This is a genomic window from Pectobacterium wasabiae CFBP 3304 (assembly GCF_001742185.1).
GTDB classification, from domain to species: Bacteria; Pseudomonadota; Gammaproteobacteria; order Enterobacterales; family Enterobacteriaceae; genus Pectobacterium; species Pectobacterium wasabiae.
The window spans coordinates 779818-794954 of record NZ_CP015750.1 but is presented as its reverse complement, the minus strand read 5'-3'; the positions used below and the strand labels follow the sequence as shown (position 1 = coordinate 794954).

Genomic DNA, 15137 nt, shown 5'->3' with positions numbered 1-15137 from the left:
AGTCAAATGGCGTGGTTTTCATCACGACTGAACGCCATTTGCCACATCGTGGTGATAATTTATAGGTGAAATTCCTTTTAAATAATTTGATGTTGCTCACATATAATCAAATGTGATTCAATATAATCATTACCAGATAACCATGAACCGAGAATGAGGTATGCCAAACATGCAGCAATCAGCAGAGCAGGTCGTCGTTGTCGCTGATGACTTTACGGGTGCCAATGATGCGGGCGTCGGACTGGCGCAGCATGGTGCGCGAGTTAGCGTCGTATTTGACGTCAATAAACTGCATGCGGATTTACTGGGTGATGCGGTAGTCATTAACACCGATAGCCGAGCGGCGCATAGCGATGTGGCGTCTCAGCGTACTGCAGACGCGGTAGCCGCCTGGCAGGCGGCTGGCGGGCAAGGCTGGATTATTAAGAAGATAGACTCGACGTTGCGTGGGAATTTGGGTGCAGAAGTCGCCGCTGCATTGTCTGCGGCAGAGGTGCCTGTTGCACTGATTGCTGCGGCATCGCCGACGCTGGGACGGGTTACCCGAAAAGGTGAAGTCTGGGTTAATGGTCGTTTGCTTACCGATACCGAATTTGCCAGCGATCCGAAAACTCCGGTGGCGTCGGCTTCTATTGCGGCTCGTCTGGCGGAACAGACCGCGTTGCCGGTGGCTGAAGTCCATCTTGATGATGTTCGTCAGGCTAATTTAGCCCTGCGTTTGCAGCAGTTGGCAGACGAGGGGGCGCGTCTGATTATTCTTGATACTGACGTGCAAGACGACTTGATGCATATCGTTGATGCCGCGAAGGCGCTGCCGTTTCGTCCGTTGCTGGTTGGCTCGGCAGGCTTGAGCGACGCACTGGCAAATGTGCTGGATTTTACCCATAAGACCGAGAAACCGCTGCTGGCCGTCGTGGGGTCAATGAGCGACATCGCTCAAAAACAGATTGCAATCGCTCGACTGCGCCGCGATGTCACGCTGGTTGAGATCGATATCAGCGCGCTTTTTTCATCCCATTCAGCTACCGGCATGGCGTCCCAGTGTCAGGACGCGGTGAACGCACTGATGAATGGGCACCACTGCATTATCCGTACCTGTCACAACGAGAATCAGCGCTTCGAGATCGATGCGCGGTGTCGGGAGCTTGGACTGAGTCGCCAGCAGCTTGGTGAAACGATCAGCCACTATCTGGGAGAACTTACGCGCAGCATTGTTCAGGCACTAGATAGTCGGGCAGCGGATGGTGCTAGCCGACGCTTACCGGGAGGGCTGTATTTATCGGGTGGTGATATTGCGATTGCCGTAGCAACCGCGCTGGGCGCTACCGGCTTTCAGATTAAGGGGCAAATCGCATCCTGCGTGCCTTGGGGATACCTGCTGAACAGCGTTGTCGGCATGACCCCTGTGATGACTAAAGCGGGGGGTTTTGGCAACGAAACTACTTTGCTCGACGTTTTACGTTTTATTGAGGAGAAGGTCAGTGAGTAAAATTATTGCAGTAACGATGGGTGATCCAGCAGGGATTGGACCAGAAATTATTATCAAATCTCTGGCCGAAGGCGAGCTTTCCGGCGCATCTGCCGTGGTGGTGGGCTGCGTACAGACGATGCGACGTGTTCTGGCGCTGAATGTGGTGCCTGCCGTAGAGTTAAAAATCATTGATAAACCGGCTGACGCGGTATTTGCACCAGGCGTCATCAACATCATTGATGAGCCGCTGGAAGATCCACAGGCGTTGAAACCGGGTGTCGTTCAGGCACAGGCGGGCGATTTAGCCTATCGCTGCATAAAGAAAGCCACCGAGCTGGCAATGGCGGGTGAAGTGCATGCGATCGCGACCGCGCCACTGAATAAAGAAGCGCTGCACTCGGCAGGTCACCTTTACCCGGGCCACACCGAACTATTGGCGAAGCTGACCAACAGCCGCGACTATGCGATGGTGTTGTATACCGATAAGCTGAAAGTTATCCATGTTTCAACGCACATCGCACTGCGTAAATTCCTCGATACCCTGAACCGCGATCGCGTGGAAACGGTGATCGACATGGCGGACGTCTTCCTTAAGCGCGTCGGTTTTACCCATCCACGTATCGCCGTTGCCGGGGTTAACCCGCACGCGGGTGAGAATGGCCTGTTTGGTGATGAAGAGATTAAAATCGTCTCGCCATCGGTTGAAGCCATGAAGGCCAAAGGCATTGATGTATATGGCCCGTGCCCGCCGGATACCGTCTATTTGCAGGCGTATGAAGGCCAGTACGATATGGTGGTGGCGATGTATCACGATCAGGGACATATCCCGCTCAAGCTGTTGGGTTTCTATGATGGGGTGAACATCACCGCTGGGCTGCCGTTTATCCGCACGTCGGCTGACCACGGCACGGCCTTTGACATTGCCTGGACGGGTAAAGCGAAGCCTGAAAGCATGGCGATCTCTATTCAGCTTGCGATGCAACTGGCCTGATTGGCGGCGGCTACCGCCGCTGTCAGCACGGTGTTTTAAGCGACAGTACACATTGCAGGATATCTTCCTTTCCGCAGTCGGGAAGGGTTCTGGTATCCTGCAATTAAGAATATAGCGTTTTATTCCTCCCCATTCCCTGTTCTGCGTAACGCGAGTGTCACGCCTTTTTCCTTCTCCATCGTATTTTGCCAACACAGGGTCATCCCTTGTGGCACCTGTTTTCCTGGTGCGGCATGACTGACTGATTACCGCCTCTCCGTTTCCTCCCGTGTCTCTATTTTGTGATCCAGTGACCATTTCTCAATGTTTCGCTCTGCCGGTTATTTACTCGCCACAAACTGTGGTGCTAGCATTTCGGTTATGTAATGTAGAACTGAGTTCTATAATGTAAAACAAAAATCATCATCACTGACCAAATGTATTGGCAGAGAGTCTGTTTCTTTTTTGCTATCTGATGCTGTAAGGAGAAGTTAAATGGGATTTATCACCAAGTTCGCCGGGATCATTCCACCGGTGTCATCAATCTTTACGAATGATGGCCTTCTGGATGAAGCAGGAATGCAACGCGTGATTGACAGCCTGATCGCCGCAGGCGTGAATGGGCTATTTTTCCTCGGTACGGGAGGGGAGTTTTCGCAAATGTCTGCGACAGAGCGTATGGCATTGGCCGAGGCTGTGATCCGTATGGTGGATCGTCGTGTTCCGGTATTGATTGGCGTGGGCAGTACAAACACACGTGAAGCCGTTGCGCTAAGTCAACATGCTGAGGAAGCGGGTGCAGATGCGGTTGTCGCCATTAACCCCTACTACTGGCAAATTACCGAAGAGAACTTGATGGGCTATTACGGCGCCATCGCCACCGCTGTCTCGCTCCCGGTGATTTTGTACAATTTCCCCAAGCTCACCGGTCAGGATCTCTATCCCGCTCTCGTGAAGCGTCTGGCCGATGCACATCACAACATCGTCGGTATCAAAGACACCATCGATTCTGTGGCGCATTTGCGCGATATGATCACCACAGTGAAGAGCGCCCATCCTGATTTCGCGGTGTTCTGTGGTTTTGACGATCACTTATTGAATACGGTGTTGATGGGGGGAGATGGAGCAATCTCCGCCAGTGCCAATTTTGTACCTGAACTGTCTGTCGGTATCTATCAGGCGCTGCGCAATGGGGAATTCGCTGAGGCGATGGACATGCATAAAACGATTTTGCAATTGCCGCGCCTCTATCAAATTGACAGTCCATTTGTGAATGTTGTGAAAGAAGCGATGACGCTAATGGGACTGGATATTTCCACGGCCTGTTTAGCGCCGACACAGCCATTAAATAACGAGCAGAAAGCACAGGTTCGGCAAACGCTCGTTGATGCGGGCGTGTTATCAGAAAAATAACGAAAAGAGTTATCCGGTTACGGGACGCTAGCGCAGTGCGTGCGGCCTGAAACCGGAATCCAGTGAGTAGTGATGTCGTGCATGCTGTTATCTAAAAGAAAACAGTACGTTTTATTCCAAAAAATAAGTGAATAAGCCATGTCTATAAATACAATTTTTCATCAGGACAATGCGCAGATTTATGACATTCAGACGCATGCGGAAGGTCCTCAGGGAGCATTACCGCTGACACCGGAAATGCTGATTGACTCACCGAGCGGCCATATTTTCGGTCTGACGCTCAACGCCGGTATGGGGTGGGACCCAAATAAATTGCTGGGTAGCGAGGTGTTAATTTTAGGTACGCAGGGCGGGATCCGCGATGCTGATGGTAAGCCTGTAGCGTTAGGTTATCACACGGGACATTGGGAGATTGGCTTGCAGATGCGCGCAGCGGCTGAAGAAGTTGCGCTGCATCGTGGCGTGCCGTTTGCCGGTTATATCAGCGATCCTTGCGATGGCCGTTCTCAGGGAACCACCGGCATGTTTGATTCATTGCCGTATCGGAATGATGCCGCGGTGGTCTTTCGTCGTCTGATTCGATCGCTCCCCACCCGCAAAGCGGTTATCGGTGTCGCCACCTGTGACAAAGGGTTGCCGGCGATGATGATTGCGCTGTCCTCTATGCATACTCTGCCGACGATTATTGTTCCCGGTGGGGCGACATTGCCGCCAACACAGGGTGAAGATGCCGGGAAAGTTCAGACCATTGGTGCCCGTTTTGCCAACCACGATATCACGCTGGAAGAAGCCGCGATGCTTGGCTGTCGAGCGTGCGCTTCGCCGGGCGGTGGATGCCAATTTCTTGGCACAGCAGGGACTTCTCAGGTAGTGGCAGAGGCGCTGGGGCTGGCATTACCCCATTCGGCACTGGCACCTTCTGGTCAGGAGGTCTGGCTGGAAATTGCCCGGCAATCGGCTCGTGCAGTACTGACACTGGAGCGTAAGGGGTTAAGCACCAAAGATATCCTGACTGATAAGGCTATTGAGAATGCGATGGCGGTTCATGCGGCGTTTGGTGGGTCAACCAATTTGCTGCTGCATATTCCCGCGATTGCTCATGCTGCTGGCTGCCGGATCCCGAGTGTTGATGATTGGACGGCGATCAATCGTCGCGTGCCGCGTCTGGTGAGTGTTTTACCTAATGGCCCGGTTTATCATCCTACCGTGCGTGCGTTTTTGGCCGGTGGCGTGCCGGAAGTCATGTTGCACCTGCGCGATCTGGGGCTACTGCATGAGGATGCGCTGACCGTGACGGGAGAATGTGTGGGTGACAACCTTGCCTGGTGGGAGACCTCTGAACGGCGGAGGATATTCCGTGAGCGCCTGTGGGAATTGGATGGTATCCGCCCCGATGAGGTCATCATGAGCCCCGTGCAAGCACGCGAAAGAGGGTTGACGTCAACGATTACCTTCCCGATGGGCAATATTGCCCCGGAAGGATCGGTGATTAAATCCACGGCGATCGATGCCTCCGTGGTGGGTGAAGATGGTGTCTATCGTCATACCGGCAAGGCCTGCGTCTTTACTTCTGAAGCGTTGGCGATCCACGCCATTAAACATGGTCAGATTCATCACGGCGATATTATGGTCATCATCGGCGGAGGGCCATCTGGCACCGGTATGGAAGAAACATATCAGGTCACCTCAGCGCTGAAGCATTTACCCTACGGCAAGCACGTGTCTCTTATCACCGATGCCCGTTTCTCTGGTGTATCAACGGGAGCCTGCATTGGTCATGTCGGTCCGGAAGCGTTAGTCGGCGGTCCGATAGGCAAGCTGCGCGATGGCGATATTATTGAGATTATTGTCGATAGGCAGCAGTTGTCGGGCTCTATTAACTTTATCGGCACCACCGAGCAGCGACTGACGCCGGAAGAAGGTGCTGAAGTGTTGGCGACACGTCAGGCACATCCTGATTTGAGCGCTCACGCCGAGCTACCCGATGATACACGCCTGTGGGCAGCGTTGCAGGCGGCAAGCGGCGGCACTTGGAAAGGCTGTATTTATGATACCGATAAAATTATCGATGCATTACGTGCAGGTATGAAAGTTTTAAATTATTAATGCCTTTTATTCTATATCGATAAATTATGTTGCAGAGATAATGTCATGTTGCATATTACTGTCCTGATTTATCTTTCAGCCAGTAATATGCCGTGGAGGGGTTTTTACCCGATCGTAATGAAAAGGAGTTAAGCGTTAATTAAAAAGCCATCACCAGGGAAATTATAAATATACTCATTCTCTTTTATGCTGTGAAATTGGCAGGCCTAATTACGGTTTTCTGTCCTGTTGAGGACTTGGGCTTTTTCTGTTTTATTTCTTTTTAATGAGAATGAATAAAAATAAATCTTACCGTAAAATATAAAAACCCGGAGTTACGAAGATGCCTTTATTTATTGTCTGTATCGGTATTTTTTTCCTTCTGATATTTATCATGAAGTTAAAGTTAAATACCTTTGTATCCTTACTCATTGTTGCTTTTGGTGTTGCGTTGGCACTCGGTATCCCTCTCAATGGCGTCGTGAAATCAATTGAGAAAGGACTGGGTGGAACACTTGGCCATATCGCATTGATCTTTGGTGTAGGGGCAATGCTGGGACGACTGATTGCAGATGCCGGTGGCGCGCATCGTATCGCGGTGACGCTGATTAACCGTTTTGGTGCACGCCGTATTGAGTGGGCAGTGGTTATTGCTTCATTTATTGTCGGGATTGCCTTATTTTTCGAAGTGGGACTGGTTTTATTAATCCCCATTTTATTTACCATGTCGCGACAATTGAATGTATCGATCCTTCACCTTGGGATCCCCATGATTTCCGCATTATTGGTGACTCATGGTTTTCTTCCTCCGCACCCTGGTCCGACGATGATCGCAGGTGAATATGGTGCTGATATAGGAACGGTATTGTTCTATGGCATTATTGTCGGCGCGCCGACGGTTGTTCTCTGTGGGCCATTATTTAATAAAGTAGCCAAAATCATCGTGCCGGAAGGATTTAATAAAGTTGGTAATATTGAATCACTAGGTATGCAGAAAACCTTTTTATTAGAGGAAACGCCAGGGTTCGGTATTAGCTTATTTACTGCTATGCTCCCGGTTATTCTGATGTCAATCGCAACGCTGGTATCCATGGTACAGCAGGCGCTTGGCGTGCCAGGTAACATGCTGATTGATATTATTAAACTGCTCGGTGATGCCTCGGTTGCGATGGTGATCTCTTTGTTATTTGCCATGTACTCTATGGGGCTGCAACGGAATATCGAGATGAAAACGTTGATGGCGTCCTGTAGCTCTGCCGCGGCTGCCATTGGGATGATGCTATTAATCATCGGCGGGGGCGGTGCATTCAAACAGGTGTTGATCGACGGTGGGGTAGGAACCTATGTAGCAGAGTTATTTGCTGGCACATCGGCATCGCCTATTCTTCTGGCCTGGTGCGTCGCGGCGATTCTACGAATTTCGTTGGGATCGGCAACCGTGGCGGCTATCTCCACAGCAGGGCTGGTGATCCCGACGTTAGCACAAAGTGACGCTAATTTGGCATTAGTGACATTGGCAACAGGGGCGGGGAGCGCCATTGCTTCGCATGTTAACGATGCTGGCTTCTGGATGATTAAAGAGTATTTCGGCTTAACAATGAAAGAGACGTTTGCGACCTGGACTTTACTCTCTACGCTAGTTTCTATCTTTGGTCTTATCTTTATTCTTTTACTTAATATGATGCTCTGACGTTGTTGCGCTCTGGTATGTACGGTAACGCTGCCAGAGCGCACGCTTCACTTCAGCCTTCGTAGCCGAGCCGTTGCGACAAGGCTTTTGAGGCCTCTTTCAGCAACAAAATGTACTCGTTGATGTCGTTGTCCGATACGCGATTGGTCAACGTGGACATACTTATGGCTGCGATGATACGGCGAGCGTGGTTCCAGATAGGGACAGAAATACAGCGAACGCCTTGCTCATTTTCCTGATTATCCAGGGCATAACCATGTTGACGCACAAACTCCAACTCTTTCAGGAATGCCTCCCTATCGACAAGGGTATTGGGGGTTTGTCGGGTAAAATCGTAACCCTGCAAGAGCGTATTGACTTCTTCCTCTTGTGTGAAGGCCATCAGTACTTTGCCTATTGCCGTCGCGTGGATCGGCAAACGGCGACCGATGCGGGAAAACGTAATGACCGCCAGTTTCCCTTCCACTTTATCGATGTACACGGCTTCTTTGCCATCAAGGATCGCCAAATGCGTGGTTTGGCCTGTTTGTGACGCCAGATCGAGCAGATAGCTACGGGCTTTTTCACGAATATCAATGGAGTTCACCACTAAATTGCCGCGCTCAACCAGTTTCATACCCAGTCGGTATTTACCGTTCTCTTTGTTTTGGTCGATATAGCCAGCAACCTGAAGCGTTTTCAACAGGGAATGCAGGGTACTTTTGTGTAACCCTATTTGCGTGCTGATATCAGTAATCTTGATCTCAACATTATACTCATCGAAGAGATCCAGAATACGTAACGCGCGTTCCACCGATTGGATGATTGGCATAGGAAAACCAAATGGTTATGACGAATAAGGAGAGTGCCAGATGGTACTACGTCAGTCGGGGTAAATCAATTTTCCGCATCGGGCGGTTCGGGACTGATAACGACATTATCGCGTTCATTTACCTCAGAAGTTATTCCATACGCTGCATATTTCCGATGATAGAATCAGGCTGCAACCCCATCAGCCTTTCCCAAATATGTTATGTCGCTAACACCCAGATAATTTGCGGTATAACGGGAATAAAACGCGATACAGCACGCATTGCAGGATATCTTCTTTCCCGTGTTTGGGGCGGTTTCTGGTATCCTGCAGACAAGAATACAGATAGCCGTCATATTTCAAGCAGCAGGTGCATTCGCTTTCCGCCTGCTTGCGACGTGAATTATTTAAGGCATAGCTTAACAACAGTAAGATGGATATCGCCGTGGATCCTACATTAACCGATGCTTTCCGCATGAGCGGGGATAAAGTAAAAGGACAAAGCCGCCTTGATCAGATCATGGATTATCTGAAAAGCCATAATCTGGTGACGGTAGAGGAACTGGTGTCTGTGATCGACGCTTCTCCGGCGACGATCCGTCGTGATTTAATCAAGCTGGATGAGCAGGGGGTGATTAGCCGTAGTCATGGTGGCGTGACGCTTAATCGCTTTATTCCTTCCCAGCCGACCACGAACGAGAAACAGCATCGCAATCTTCAGGAAAAGCAGGCGATTGCGCGTTATGCCGCCACATTGGTGACGCCGGGTAGCGCGGTAGTGCTGGATGCGGGAACGACGATGCTGGAATTGGCGCGTAACTTAACGCATCTGCCGCTGCGTGTGATTACCGCCGATTTGCAAATTGCGTTATTTCTGTCTGAATTCAAGCAGATTGAAGTGACGATTATTGGCGGGCGTATTGATGACAGCAGCCAATCCTGTATCGGCGAGCATGGTCGCCGCTTGTTACGCAACATTTATCCCGATATTGCGTTTATTAGCTGCAACTCGTGGAGTCTGGATAAAGGGGTGACCACACCGACGGAAGAAAAAGCGGGTGTGAAGCAAGATCTTGGCGCAAATGCCAGCCGCCGGGTGTTGCTGGCCGATAGCAGTAAATATGGGGCGTATTCCCTGTTCTGCGTGACACCGTTGTCAGATCTGACCGATATCATCACCGACAGCGCGTTAGTGCCCGACGTACAGGCGCAACTGAAAGGTAAAACATTTAATCTTACGTTGGTTGGCGGCTGACAGGAGAGTTTGGCAATGAATACTGAGTTCAATGGGACTCGTCAGGTTCTGTCGGTTTTCGATTTTGATGGAACCTTGACCTACCACGATAGCTTTATTCCTTTTTTACGTTTTGCCTTCGGCAAGCGTGTTTTTGCCCGACGCATGATGCATCTGGTGTTGCCCTCTGCACGCTGTGTGCAGCGTAAATTGACACGTGACGAGCTAAAAGAATATCTCATCGCCACGTTTCTTTCTGGCATCGAGGCATCCTGGATACAGGAAAAAGCAGAAGCGTTTTGTCAACGTAAGTGGAATACGTTAATGCGTAAGTCTGGGGTGCTTGGCGTCGCTGCGGAATTGCATTCCGGAGCTGAAGTGACACTCTGTTCAGCATCGCCTGAGATCGTGTTACGTCCTTTTGCCGAGCGACTCGGTGTGAAACTGATTGGGACGCAGCTTGAGGTAGAAAACGGAATACTGACCGGAAAGATTAACGGGCATAACTGTCGATGTAGTTATAAGGTGCAGCGTTTGGAAAGCGTGTATGGCCCGCTAAACCAATACCATATACGCGCATGGGGTGATACCCGTGGCGACTACGAGCTGTTGGCGTCCGCCCATGATGCGCACTGGCGTCATTTTCATCCGCGCTGGCTGCGGCGCAAACCACTTTCGGAACGGCTACTTCTATCGGGCGTGATTAAGGTTCATCCTTAACATGAAGAAACTCCCCGACCTAAGTCGGGGAGACCGTATCAATCACACATTGACGCCGTGTTGAGCAGCAAGGGCTGACAATCCGCCCGCAAAGCCTTGACCTACAGCCTTGAATTTCCACTCGGTGCCATTACGGTATAGTTCGCCAAAAACCATAGCGGTTTCGGTGGACGCATCTTCAGACAGATCGAAACGCGCAATTTCAGCACTGGTATCGTTGTTATAGACGCGCATGAAACTGTTGCTGACCATACCGAAATTTTGTTTACGGCCTTCGGCATCATAAATCGTCACGGAAAACACCAGCTTTTTCACTTCAGCCGGCACCTTCGCCAGATGAATTTTTACTTGCTCATCGTCGCCGTCACCTTCTCCGGTGCGGTTATCGCCTTGGTGCTCAACAGAGGCACAAGGGCTCAGTTTGTTATTGAAGAAAATAAAATTAGCGTCAGACAGTACCTTACCATCTTCTCCCACCATAAATACTGATGCATCCAGATCGAACGCCTGTCCATCGGTGACACGCGCATCCCATCCTAGGCCGACCATGGCAACATTCATGGTTGGTGCTTCTTTCGTTAGGGATACATTGCCGCCTTTTACCAGAGAAACTGCCATTTTATAGCTCCTGCTTTAGCGTGGATTACTGGGCAGTTCAAGACTGCCCAAAGGAAAAGACAAGGTGAGGTCTATCAGGATGCGTTGATACCGTATTGTGAGCAAACCGATGCCAAACCACCCGCATAGCCCTGACCGACAGCACGGAATTTCCACTCCGTATTATGACGATACAGTTCACCGAACAGCATGGCTGTTTCAGTGGAAGCATCTTCAGTCAGGTCATAGCGTGCGATTTCTGTTTGGGTGTCATCGTTTACCAGGCGAATGAACGCGCCGGATACCTGACCAAAGCTCTGGTTACGGACCTGTGCATCATGGATAGTGACAACGAAAACGATTTTGTCGACCTCAGCCGGAATCAGATCCAGCTTAATTTTCAATGATTCGTCATCTCCATCACCCGCGCCTGTACGGTTATCGCCGGTGTGGGCCACTGAGCCATCAGCAGACTTCAAGTTATTGTAGAAAATGAAGTCGGTATCGCCACGGACTTTGCCATTTGCATTGAGCAGGAATGCTGACGCATCCAGGTCAAAGTCCTGACCATCCGTCGCGCGTGCATCCCAGCCAAGACCGACTAAGACATTTTTCATCGTCGGTGCTGCTTTGCTCAGTGAGACATTACCGCCTTTAGAAAGAGAAACGCTCATTAAATTAACCTCTTAAGTTGATATTTCAGAATGTAGTGTTAGGAGCAGAAGATTAACTCTCCTTGTTCTCCTCAGCATCGGGTTTGGCTGGGAACATTATGCTGATGACAATGCCCAGCGCCAGTACGCCCAGAACAACGAGCAGGCTGGTGGTTGCCGAGATGCTGTAGCCGTGGTGCCATATGTGATCGGTTGCATTCAGGCCAAGCTTGGCAGCAATAAAGAACAGCAACACAATAACGGCTTTTTCCAGATGAACCAGATATTGTTTCAGTGCTTCCAGTACAAAGTAGAGTGTACGCAAGCCAAGGATGGCGAACATCATCGCACTGTAAACAATCAGCGGCTCACGGCTCACGGCAATAATAGCGGGAACTGAGTCAAAGGCGAACATCACGTCAGAAAGTTCGACTACCGCGACACAAAGCATCAGTGGCGTGGCGTAGAAGGCGGCTTTGCTTCCACGGCCAATTGTGACGTCTTTGTTTTCCGGCTTGGCCAGTTCTTCGTCCACTTCTTTCTGGTTTAACAGAAACGCGTGGCCTCTCAATTTTGGCCAGATAGGGAAGAAGCGTTTTACCAAACGGTAAGCGAGGTGCTGTGAGTAATCTTCGATCTCTTCGTCATCGTCGCCGCTTTTCAGCATCATGACGGCGGTCCAGGCAACGATCAGAGCAAAGACGATTTCGACATACGGCCCCAGACTGAGCAGCCCAGTACCGATCGCGACGAAAATACCACGGAACACGATGGCCCCGATGATCCCCCAGTAGAGTACGCGGTGACGGTAACGATCGGGAACGGAGAACCAGGAGAAGATCGCCATCATCACGAACAGGTTATCCACCGATAGCACTTTTTCCAGCGCATAGCCGGTAATAAACAGGCTGGCGACCTCAGTACCGTGATGAATATAGAGAAAACCGGCAAAAGCCATCGCCACAATGACCCAGAACACAGACCACAGCGCTGCGCTTTTCAACGAAATCGGCTTGTCATGGCGGTGCATGAACAGGTCGATAAAAATGGCCCCGACGGCCAGTGCTATGAAAACAATGACGGTTTCTGTCGGGAAGCCGATATGAGTGGATACCATAGATAACCCTTAGAGGATATTGACATCAAAGGCCGAAATCGGCTGGTTGAAACCCAAGCGCTGTCGCGATCTCTCGCACGGCATGTTGTTCTGCTGCATCGAAATCACCGTCACTTTTGGCAACCGCAATGCCGACTCGCAGAGCTAGCTGTGCGGCTTCAGGTTGATCTTTGAGCGCCAGGATGTATTTCATGGTTTCACCTTTTCCGACCTCTTCATCGAAATCGAAACTGGCAACCAGTTTGTTAAAGAATTCAATAACTTCAGCAGTATCAAATACTTTTAACTCTTCTGATGATTTGAGAAAGCCGATCATCTTCTGTTTTTCTTCTGTACTCACGCCGCCGCTGGATACCGCGATGCGGACACAGACGGCGACAGTACCTTGCAGAAATTTCTTGTTCTTGAAGCGTCCGACCTGTTTCGTCAACTCTTCTCGGCTGGCATTAAAAGCGCCTTTAACCTTATTAAGAAAACTCATGTTGAAACCCTCGTAAAATGAAACTATTTTGAGCCCGCCTTCCAGCGGAACCCCCAGCCAAGTGCGTTATCCATCTCGCCGTGGTCACGGAAGAACTGGTTGATACGCTCGACCTTGATGCTTCCACCTTCATTGACCAGACGCGCAACCGCACACATACTGCGGCTATCTTGTCCTTCCGTCATTCGGGTTTCGATCGGGGGTTGATCGGGGATGTGCAGCGTGACCACACCATCGGTTTTATTCCAGCTAGGCACACCTTCGTAAATAAAGGCGTAAATCAGCACCTGACGCAGATTCTTCCATTCGCGCCCATTGATATGCAGCCATTCGCCTTCTGATACATCGCCAGTACGGTCATCACCTTTGAGCAGGACAAAGGGTTCGTCCTGATAATCACCAAAGCGGTTGCCCAAGGCCTGAACCACGGTTTTGTGACCGTCTTGCATTTCGACAAATGCACCGAGGTCGAGATCGACGCCGTTACTGCCACCAAACATCCCACGCAGGCCAGACGCTTTGGCCTCGCGATGCCAGTTCAAGTTGATGCGAATCTCACCGAAGTTATCCCGTTTTTCCAGGCTAATGGCCGGTTTTTCTTTGGTAAGTGACACCTTGCTCAGATTGATGCGGCTTGTAGCTGGTGGTGCCGGAGGAGGCGTCGGTTCAGCGTGTGCGGCAGGGGCTGCCACGTCGACGCCGAAGTGCTCGGCAAGGGGCTGTAGGCCGCCGTTAAATCCCTGCGCAATAAAGCGAAACTTCCAGTCATTGTTACGACGATAAAGTTCTCCCAGGATCAGTGCCGCTTCCTGACGCCCTGCCAGTTCGACATTGCCGTTAACCAGAACCTCATTATCAGCCTCAACCTGAATGTTGAGCCGCTGTAAATTCGCGATGGTTTGACTACCTTCACAGGCAACGGTAAAGGCAACCTTCTGTACTTCTGGCTTTAGTCGAGTGACGTCGATAGTGAAGATGGTGTTGTGCCCTTCATGCATCAGACTGACGCTGCCGTCATCATTGCGTGGCTGACCATAAAACACCATATCTGTGTCGCCCTGTACCTTGCCTGTTGCAAACAGACGGAAAGCACTGGCATCGACTGCCGCACCGGAGAGTATGCGAACCTGCAACGCTTTGTTGGGGACGGGGGCGTTACCGCCTGGGGTCAGATTCATTAGCGCACCACCGCAGCAACGATATCAGCGTGCATATCACTAATGGTGCGACCACGACAGGCCTGCCCATGCGCGGTGAAATCCCACTGGCCATTATTGCGGCGCAGTGAAGCGATAACGATCCCGGTATGAGAGCCTTGTTCGGTCAACTGATAACGAGCCTGTTCTTTATTGGCCTGATCAACGACGCGGCAGAATGCATTTTCAACTTCATTAAACGTTTGGCCACGGAAGCTATTGACGGTAAATGCCAGGAACTCGACGTTTTGTGGGAGCCGGTTCAGGTCAACGCGGATCACTTCGTCATCGCCGTCTCCCTCGCCAGTCAGGTTGTCTCCGCTGTGTACTACCGATCCACAGGATGACTTCAATTTACGAAACCATACGGTGTCGATCTCATTACCCGATTTGTCGAGCAATACGCATCCTGCATCAAGATCGATTGACGCATTACCGCCAAATAGTCCCCCTAAGAGACCTTTCTTTTTCACTGGATCCCAGCCGAGCCCAAAGTGAAGATTACTGATAGCAGAAGACTGTTTGCTGAGAGAAATCGTCTGGTTTTTACTTAAAGAAACCATAGCCACATTCCTTATAAAGGTATTGAAAAGAACAACGCTTTTTACACCAAATTCCATTCTTGAAAAAATCATATCATGATGTAGTTTATGAGCAAAAAACTTTTTATCTTTTATTTTTTTAAATTTAATATGATATTGATTTATATGAATATATAAT

Annotated in this window: 14 protein-coding genes; 7 read left to right on the top strand and 7 right to left on the bottom strand. The window is 50.3% G+C overall.

Annotation, left to right across the window (positions count from 1 at the left end; genetic code table 11):
* The first annotated feature begins 160 nt into the window (after window positions 1-160).
* The 5 genes from dtnK (at window position 161) to A7983_RS03565 (ending at window position 7629) form a co-directional block, all read left to right on the top strand.
* Window positions 161-1489 (top strand): D-threonate kinase, encoded by a 1329-nt coding sequence (gene dtnK / locus A7983_RS03585; RefSeq protein ID WP_039478335.1) that lies wholly within the window; start codon window positions 161-163, stop codon window positions 1487-1489.
* A complete protein-coding gene (locus A7983_RS03580; protein WP_005975080.1) occupies window positions 1482-2462 on the top strand; it encodes a D-threonate 4-phosphate dehydrogenase in 981 nt (326 codons plus the stop codon). The genes dtnK and A7983_RS03580 overlap by 8 nt, the downstream gene beginning before the upstream one ends.
* Window positions 2463-2936: 474 nt before the next feature.
* The gene (locus A7983_RS03575) at window positions 2937-3854 is read left to right on the top strand and encodes a dihydrodipicolinate synthase family protein (protein ID WP_005975078.1); all 918 of its coding nucleotides are present in this window, start codon (window positions 2937-2939) and stop codon (window positions 3852-3854) included.
* Window positions 3855-3992: 138 nt separating this feature from the next.
* Entirely contained in the window at window positions 3993-5960 is a 1968-nt protein-coding gene (locus A7983_RS03570) for a YjhG/YagF family D-xylonate dehydratase (protein WP_005975076.1), read from the top strand.
* A 322-nt stretch (window positions 5961-6282) separates the two neighbouring features.
* Window positions 6283-7629 carry a gluconate:H+ symporter gene (locus A7983_RS03565; RefSeq protein WP_005975074.1) on the top strand — a complete coding sequence of 449 codons (1347 nt, stop codon included), beginning with the start codon at window positions 6283-6285 and terminating at the stop codon, window positions 7627-7629.
* Window positions 7630-7681: 52 nt separating this feature from the next.
* On the opposite strand, the gene A7983_RS03560 is transcribed toward A7983_RS03565, so the two are convergent.
* The gene (locus tag A7983_RS03560) at window positions 7682-8440 is read right to left on the bottom strand and encodes an IclR family transcriptional regulator (RefSeq protein WP_005975072.1); all 759 of its coding nucleotides are present in this window, start codon (window positions 8438-8440) and stop codon (window positions 7682-7684) included.
* A 412-nt stretch (window positions 8441-8852) separates the two neighbouring features.
* Between A7983_RS03560 and A7983_RS03555 the strand changes: the two genes are divergently transcribed.
* Together A7983_RS03555 and A7983_RS03550 are read left to right on the top strand one after the other, a co-directional pair.
* A complete protein-coding gene (locus A7983_RS03555) occupies window positions 8853-9674 on the top strand; it encodes a DeoR/GlpR family DNA-binding transcription regulator (protein ID WP_039478333.1) in 822 nt (273 codons plus the stop codon).
* 15 nt (window positions 9675-9689) lie between these two features.
* Window positions 9690-10373: an HAD-IB family hydrolase gene (locus tag A7983_RS03550; RefSeq protein ID WP_005975067.1), complete on the top strand. Its 684-nt coding sequence runs from the start codon at window positions 9690-9692 to the stop codon at window positions 10371-10373.
* Window positions 10374-10415: 42 nt separating this feature from the next.
* Here the strand turns inward: A7983_RS03550 and A7983_RS03545 are convergent, their stop codons facing one another.
* From A7983_RS03545 to A7983_RS03520, 6 genes are all read right to left on the bottom strand, one after another.
* Window positions 10416-10991, bottom strand: coding sequence for a TerD family protein (locus tag A7983_RS03545; RefSeq protein WP_005975065.1), 576 nt, complete (start codon window positions 10989-10991; stop codon window positions 10416-10418).
* A 74-nt stretch (window positions 10992-11065) separates the two neighbouring features.
* The gene (locus A7983_RS03540; RefSeq protein WP_005975063.1) at window positions 11066-11644 is read right to left on the bottom strand and encodes a TerD family protein; all 579 of its coding nucleotides are present in this window, start codon (window positions 11642-11644) and stop codon (window positions 11066-11068) included.
* Window positions 11645-11696: 52 nt separating this feature from the next.
* The gene (locus A7983_RS03535) at window positions 11697-12740 is read right to left on the bottom strand and encodes a TerC/Alx family metal homeostasis membrane protein (RefSeq protein ID WP_005975061.1); all 1044 of its coding nucleotides are present in this window, start codon (window positions 12738-12740) and stop codon (window positions 11697-11699) included.
* A 25-nt stretch (window positions 12741-12765) separates the two neighbouring features.
* Window positions 12766-13221 carry a tellurite resistance TerB family protein gene (locus A7983_RS03530; RefSeq protein ID WP_005975059.1) on the bottom strand — a complete coding sequence of 152 codons (456 nt, stop codon included), beginning with the start codon at window positions 13219-13221 and terminating at the stop codon, window positions 12766-12768.
* Between the two features lie 23 nt (window positions 13222-13244).
* Complete coding sequence (locus tag A7983_RS03525; protein ID WP_005975057.1) at window positions 13245-14399, bottom strand: TerD family protein; 1155 nt, start codon at window positions 14397-14399, stop codon at window positions 13245-13247.
* Window positions 14399-14980: a TerD family protein gene (locus tag A7983_RS03520; protein ID WP_005975055.1), complete on the bottom strand. Its 582-nt coding sequence runs from the start codon at window positions 14978-14980 to the stop codon at window positions 14399-14401. Before A7983_RS03520 ends, A7983_RS03525 begins: the two co-directional genes overlap by 1 nt.
* Between the last annotated feature and the right edge of the window lie 157 nt (window positions 14981-15137).

What these genes read in the sequence shown, in the direction of transcription:
- A7983_RS03560 (WP_005975072.1), bottom strand. Translation starts at nt 8,440, where the DNA reads ATGCCAATCATCCAATCGGTGGAACGCGCGTTACGTATTCTGGATCTC.
- A7983_RS03545 (WP_005975065.1), bottom strand. Translation starts at nt 10,991, where the DNA reads ATGGCAGTTTCTCTGGTAAAAGGCGGCAATGTATCCCTAACGAAAGAA.
- A7983_RS03530 (WP_005975059.1), bottom strand. Translation starts at nt 13,221, where the DNA reads ATGAGTTTTCTTAATAAGGTTAAAGGCGCTTTTAATGCCAGCCGAGAA.
- A7983_RS03540 (WP_005975063.1), bottom strand. Translation starts at nt 11,644, where the DNA reads ATGAGCGTTTCTCTTTCTAAAGGCGGTAATGTCTCACTGAGCAAAGCA.
- dtnK (WP_039478335.1), top strand. Translation starts at nt 161, where the DNA reads ATGCCAAACATGCAGCAATCAGCAGAGCAGGTCGTCGTTGTCGCTGAT.
- A7983_RS03570 (WP_005975076.1), top strand. Translation starts at nt 3,993, where the DNA reads ATGTCTATAAATACAATTTTTCATCAGGACAATGCGCAGATTTATGAC.
- A7983_RS03520 (WP_005975055.1), bottom strand. Translation starts at nt 14,980, where the DNA reads ATGGTTTCTTTAAGTAAAAACCAGACGATTTCTCTCAGCAAACAGTCT.
- A7983_RS03535 (WP_005975061.1), bottom strand. Translation starts at nt 12,740, where the DNA reads ATGGTATCCACTCATATCGGCTTCCCGACAGAAACCGTCATTGTTTTC.
- A7983_RS03565 (WP_005975074.1), top strand. Translation starts at nt 6,283, where the DNA reads ATGCCTTTATTTATTGTCTGTATCGGTATTTTTTTCCTTCTGATATTT.
- A7983_RS03550 (WP_005975067.1), top strand. Translation starts at nt 9,690, where the DNA reads ATGAATACTGAGTTCAATGGGACTCGTCAGGTTCTGTCGGTTTTCGAT.
- A7983_RS03575 (WP_005975078.1), top strand. Translation starts at nt 2,937, where the DNA reads ATGGGATTTATCACCAAGTTCGCCGGGATCATTCCACCGGTGTCATCA.
- A7983_RS03525 (WP_005975057.1), bottom strand. Translation starts at nt 14,399, where the DNA reads ATGAATCTGACCCCAGGCGGTAACGCCCCCGTCCCCAACAAAGCGTTG.
- A7983_RS03555 (WP_039478333.1), top strand. Translation starts at nt 8,853, where the DNA reads ATGGATATCGCCGTGGATCCTACATTAACCGATGCTTTCCGCATGAGC.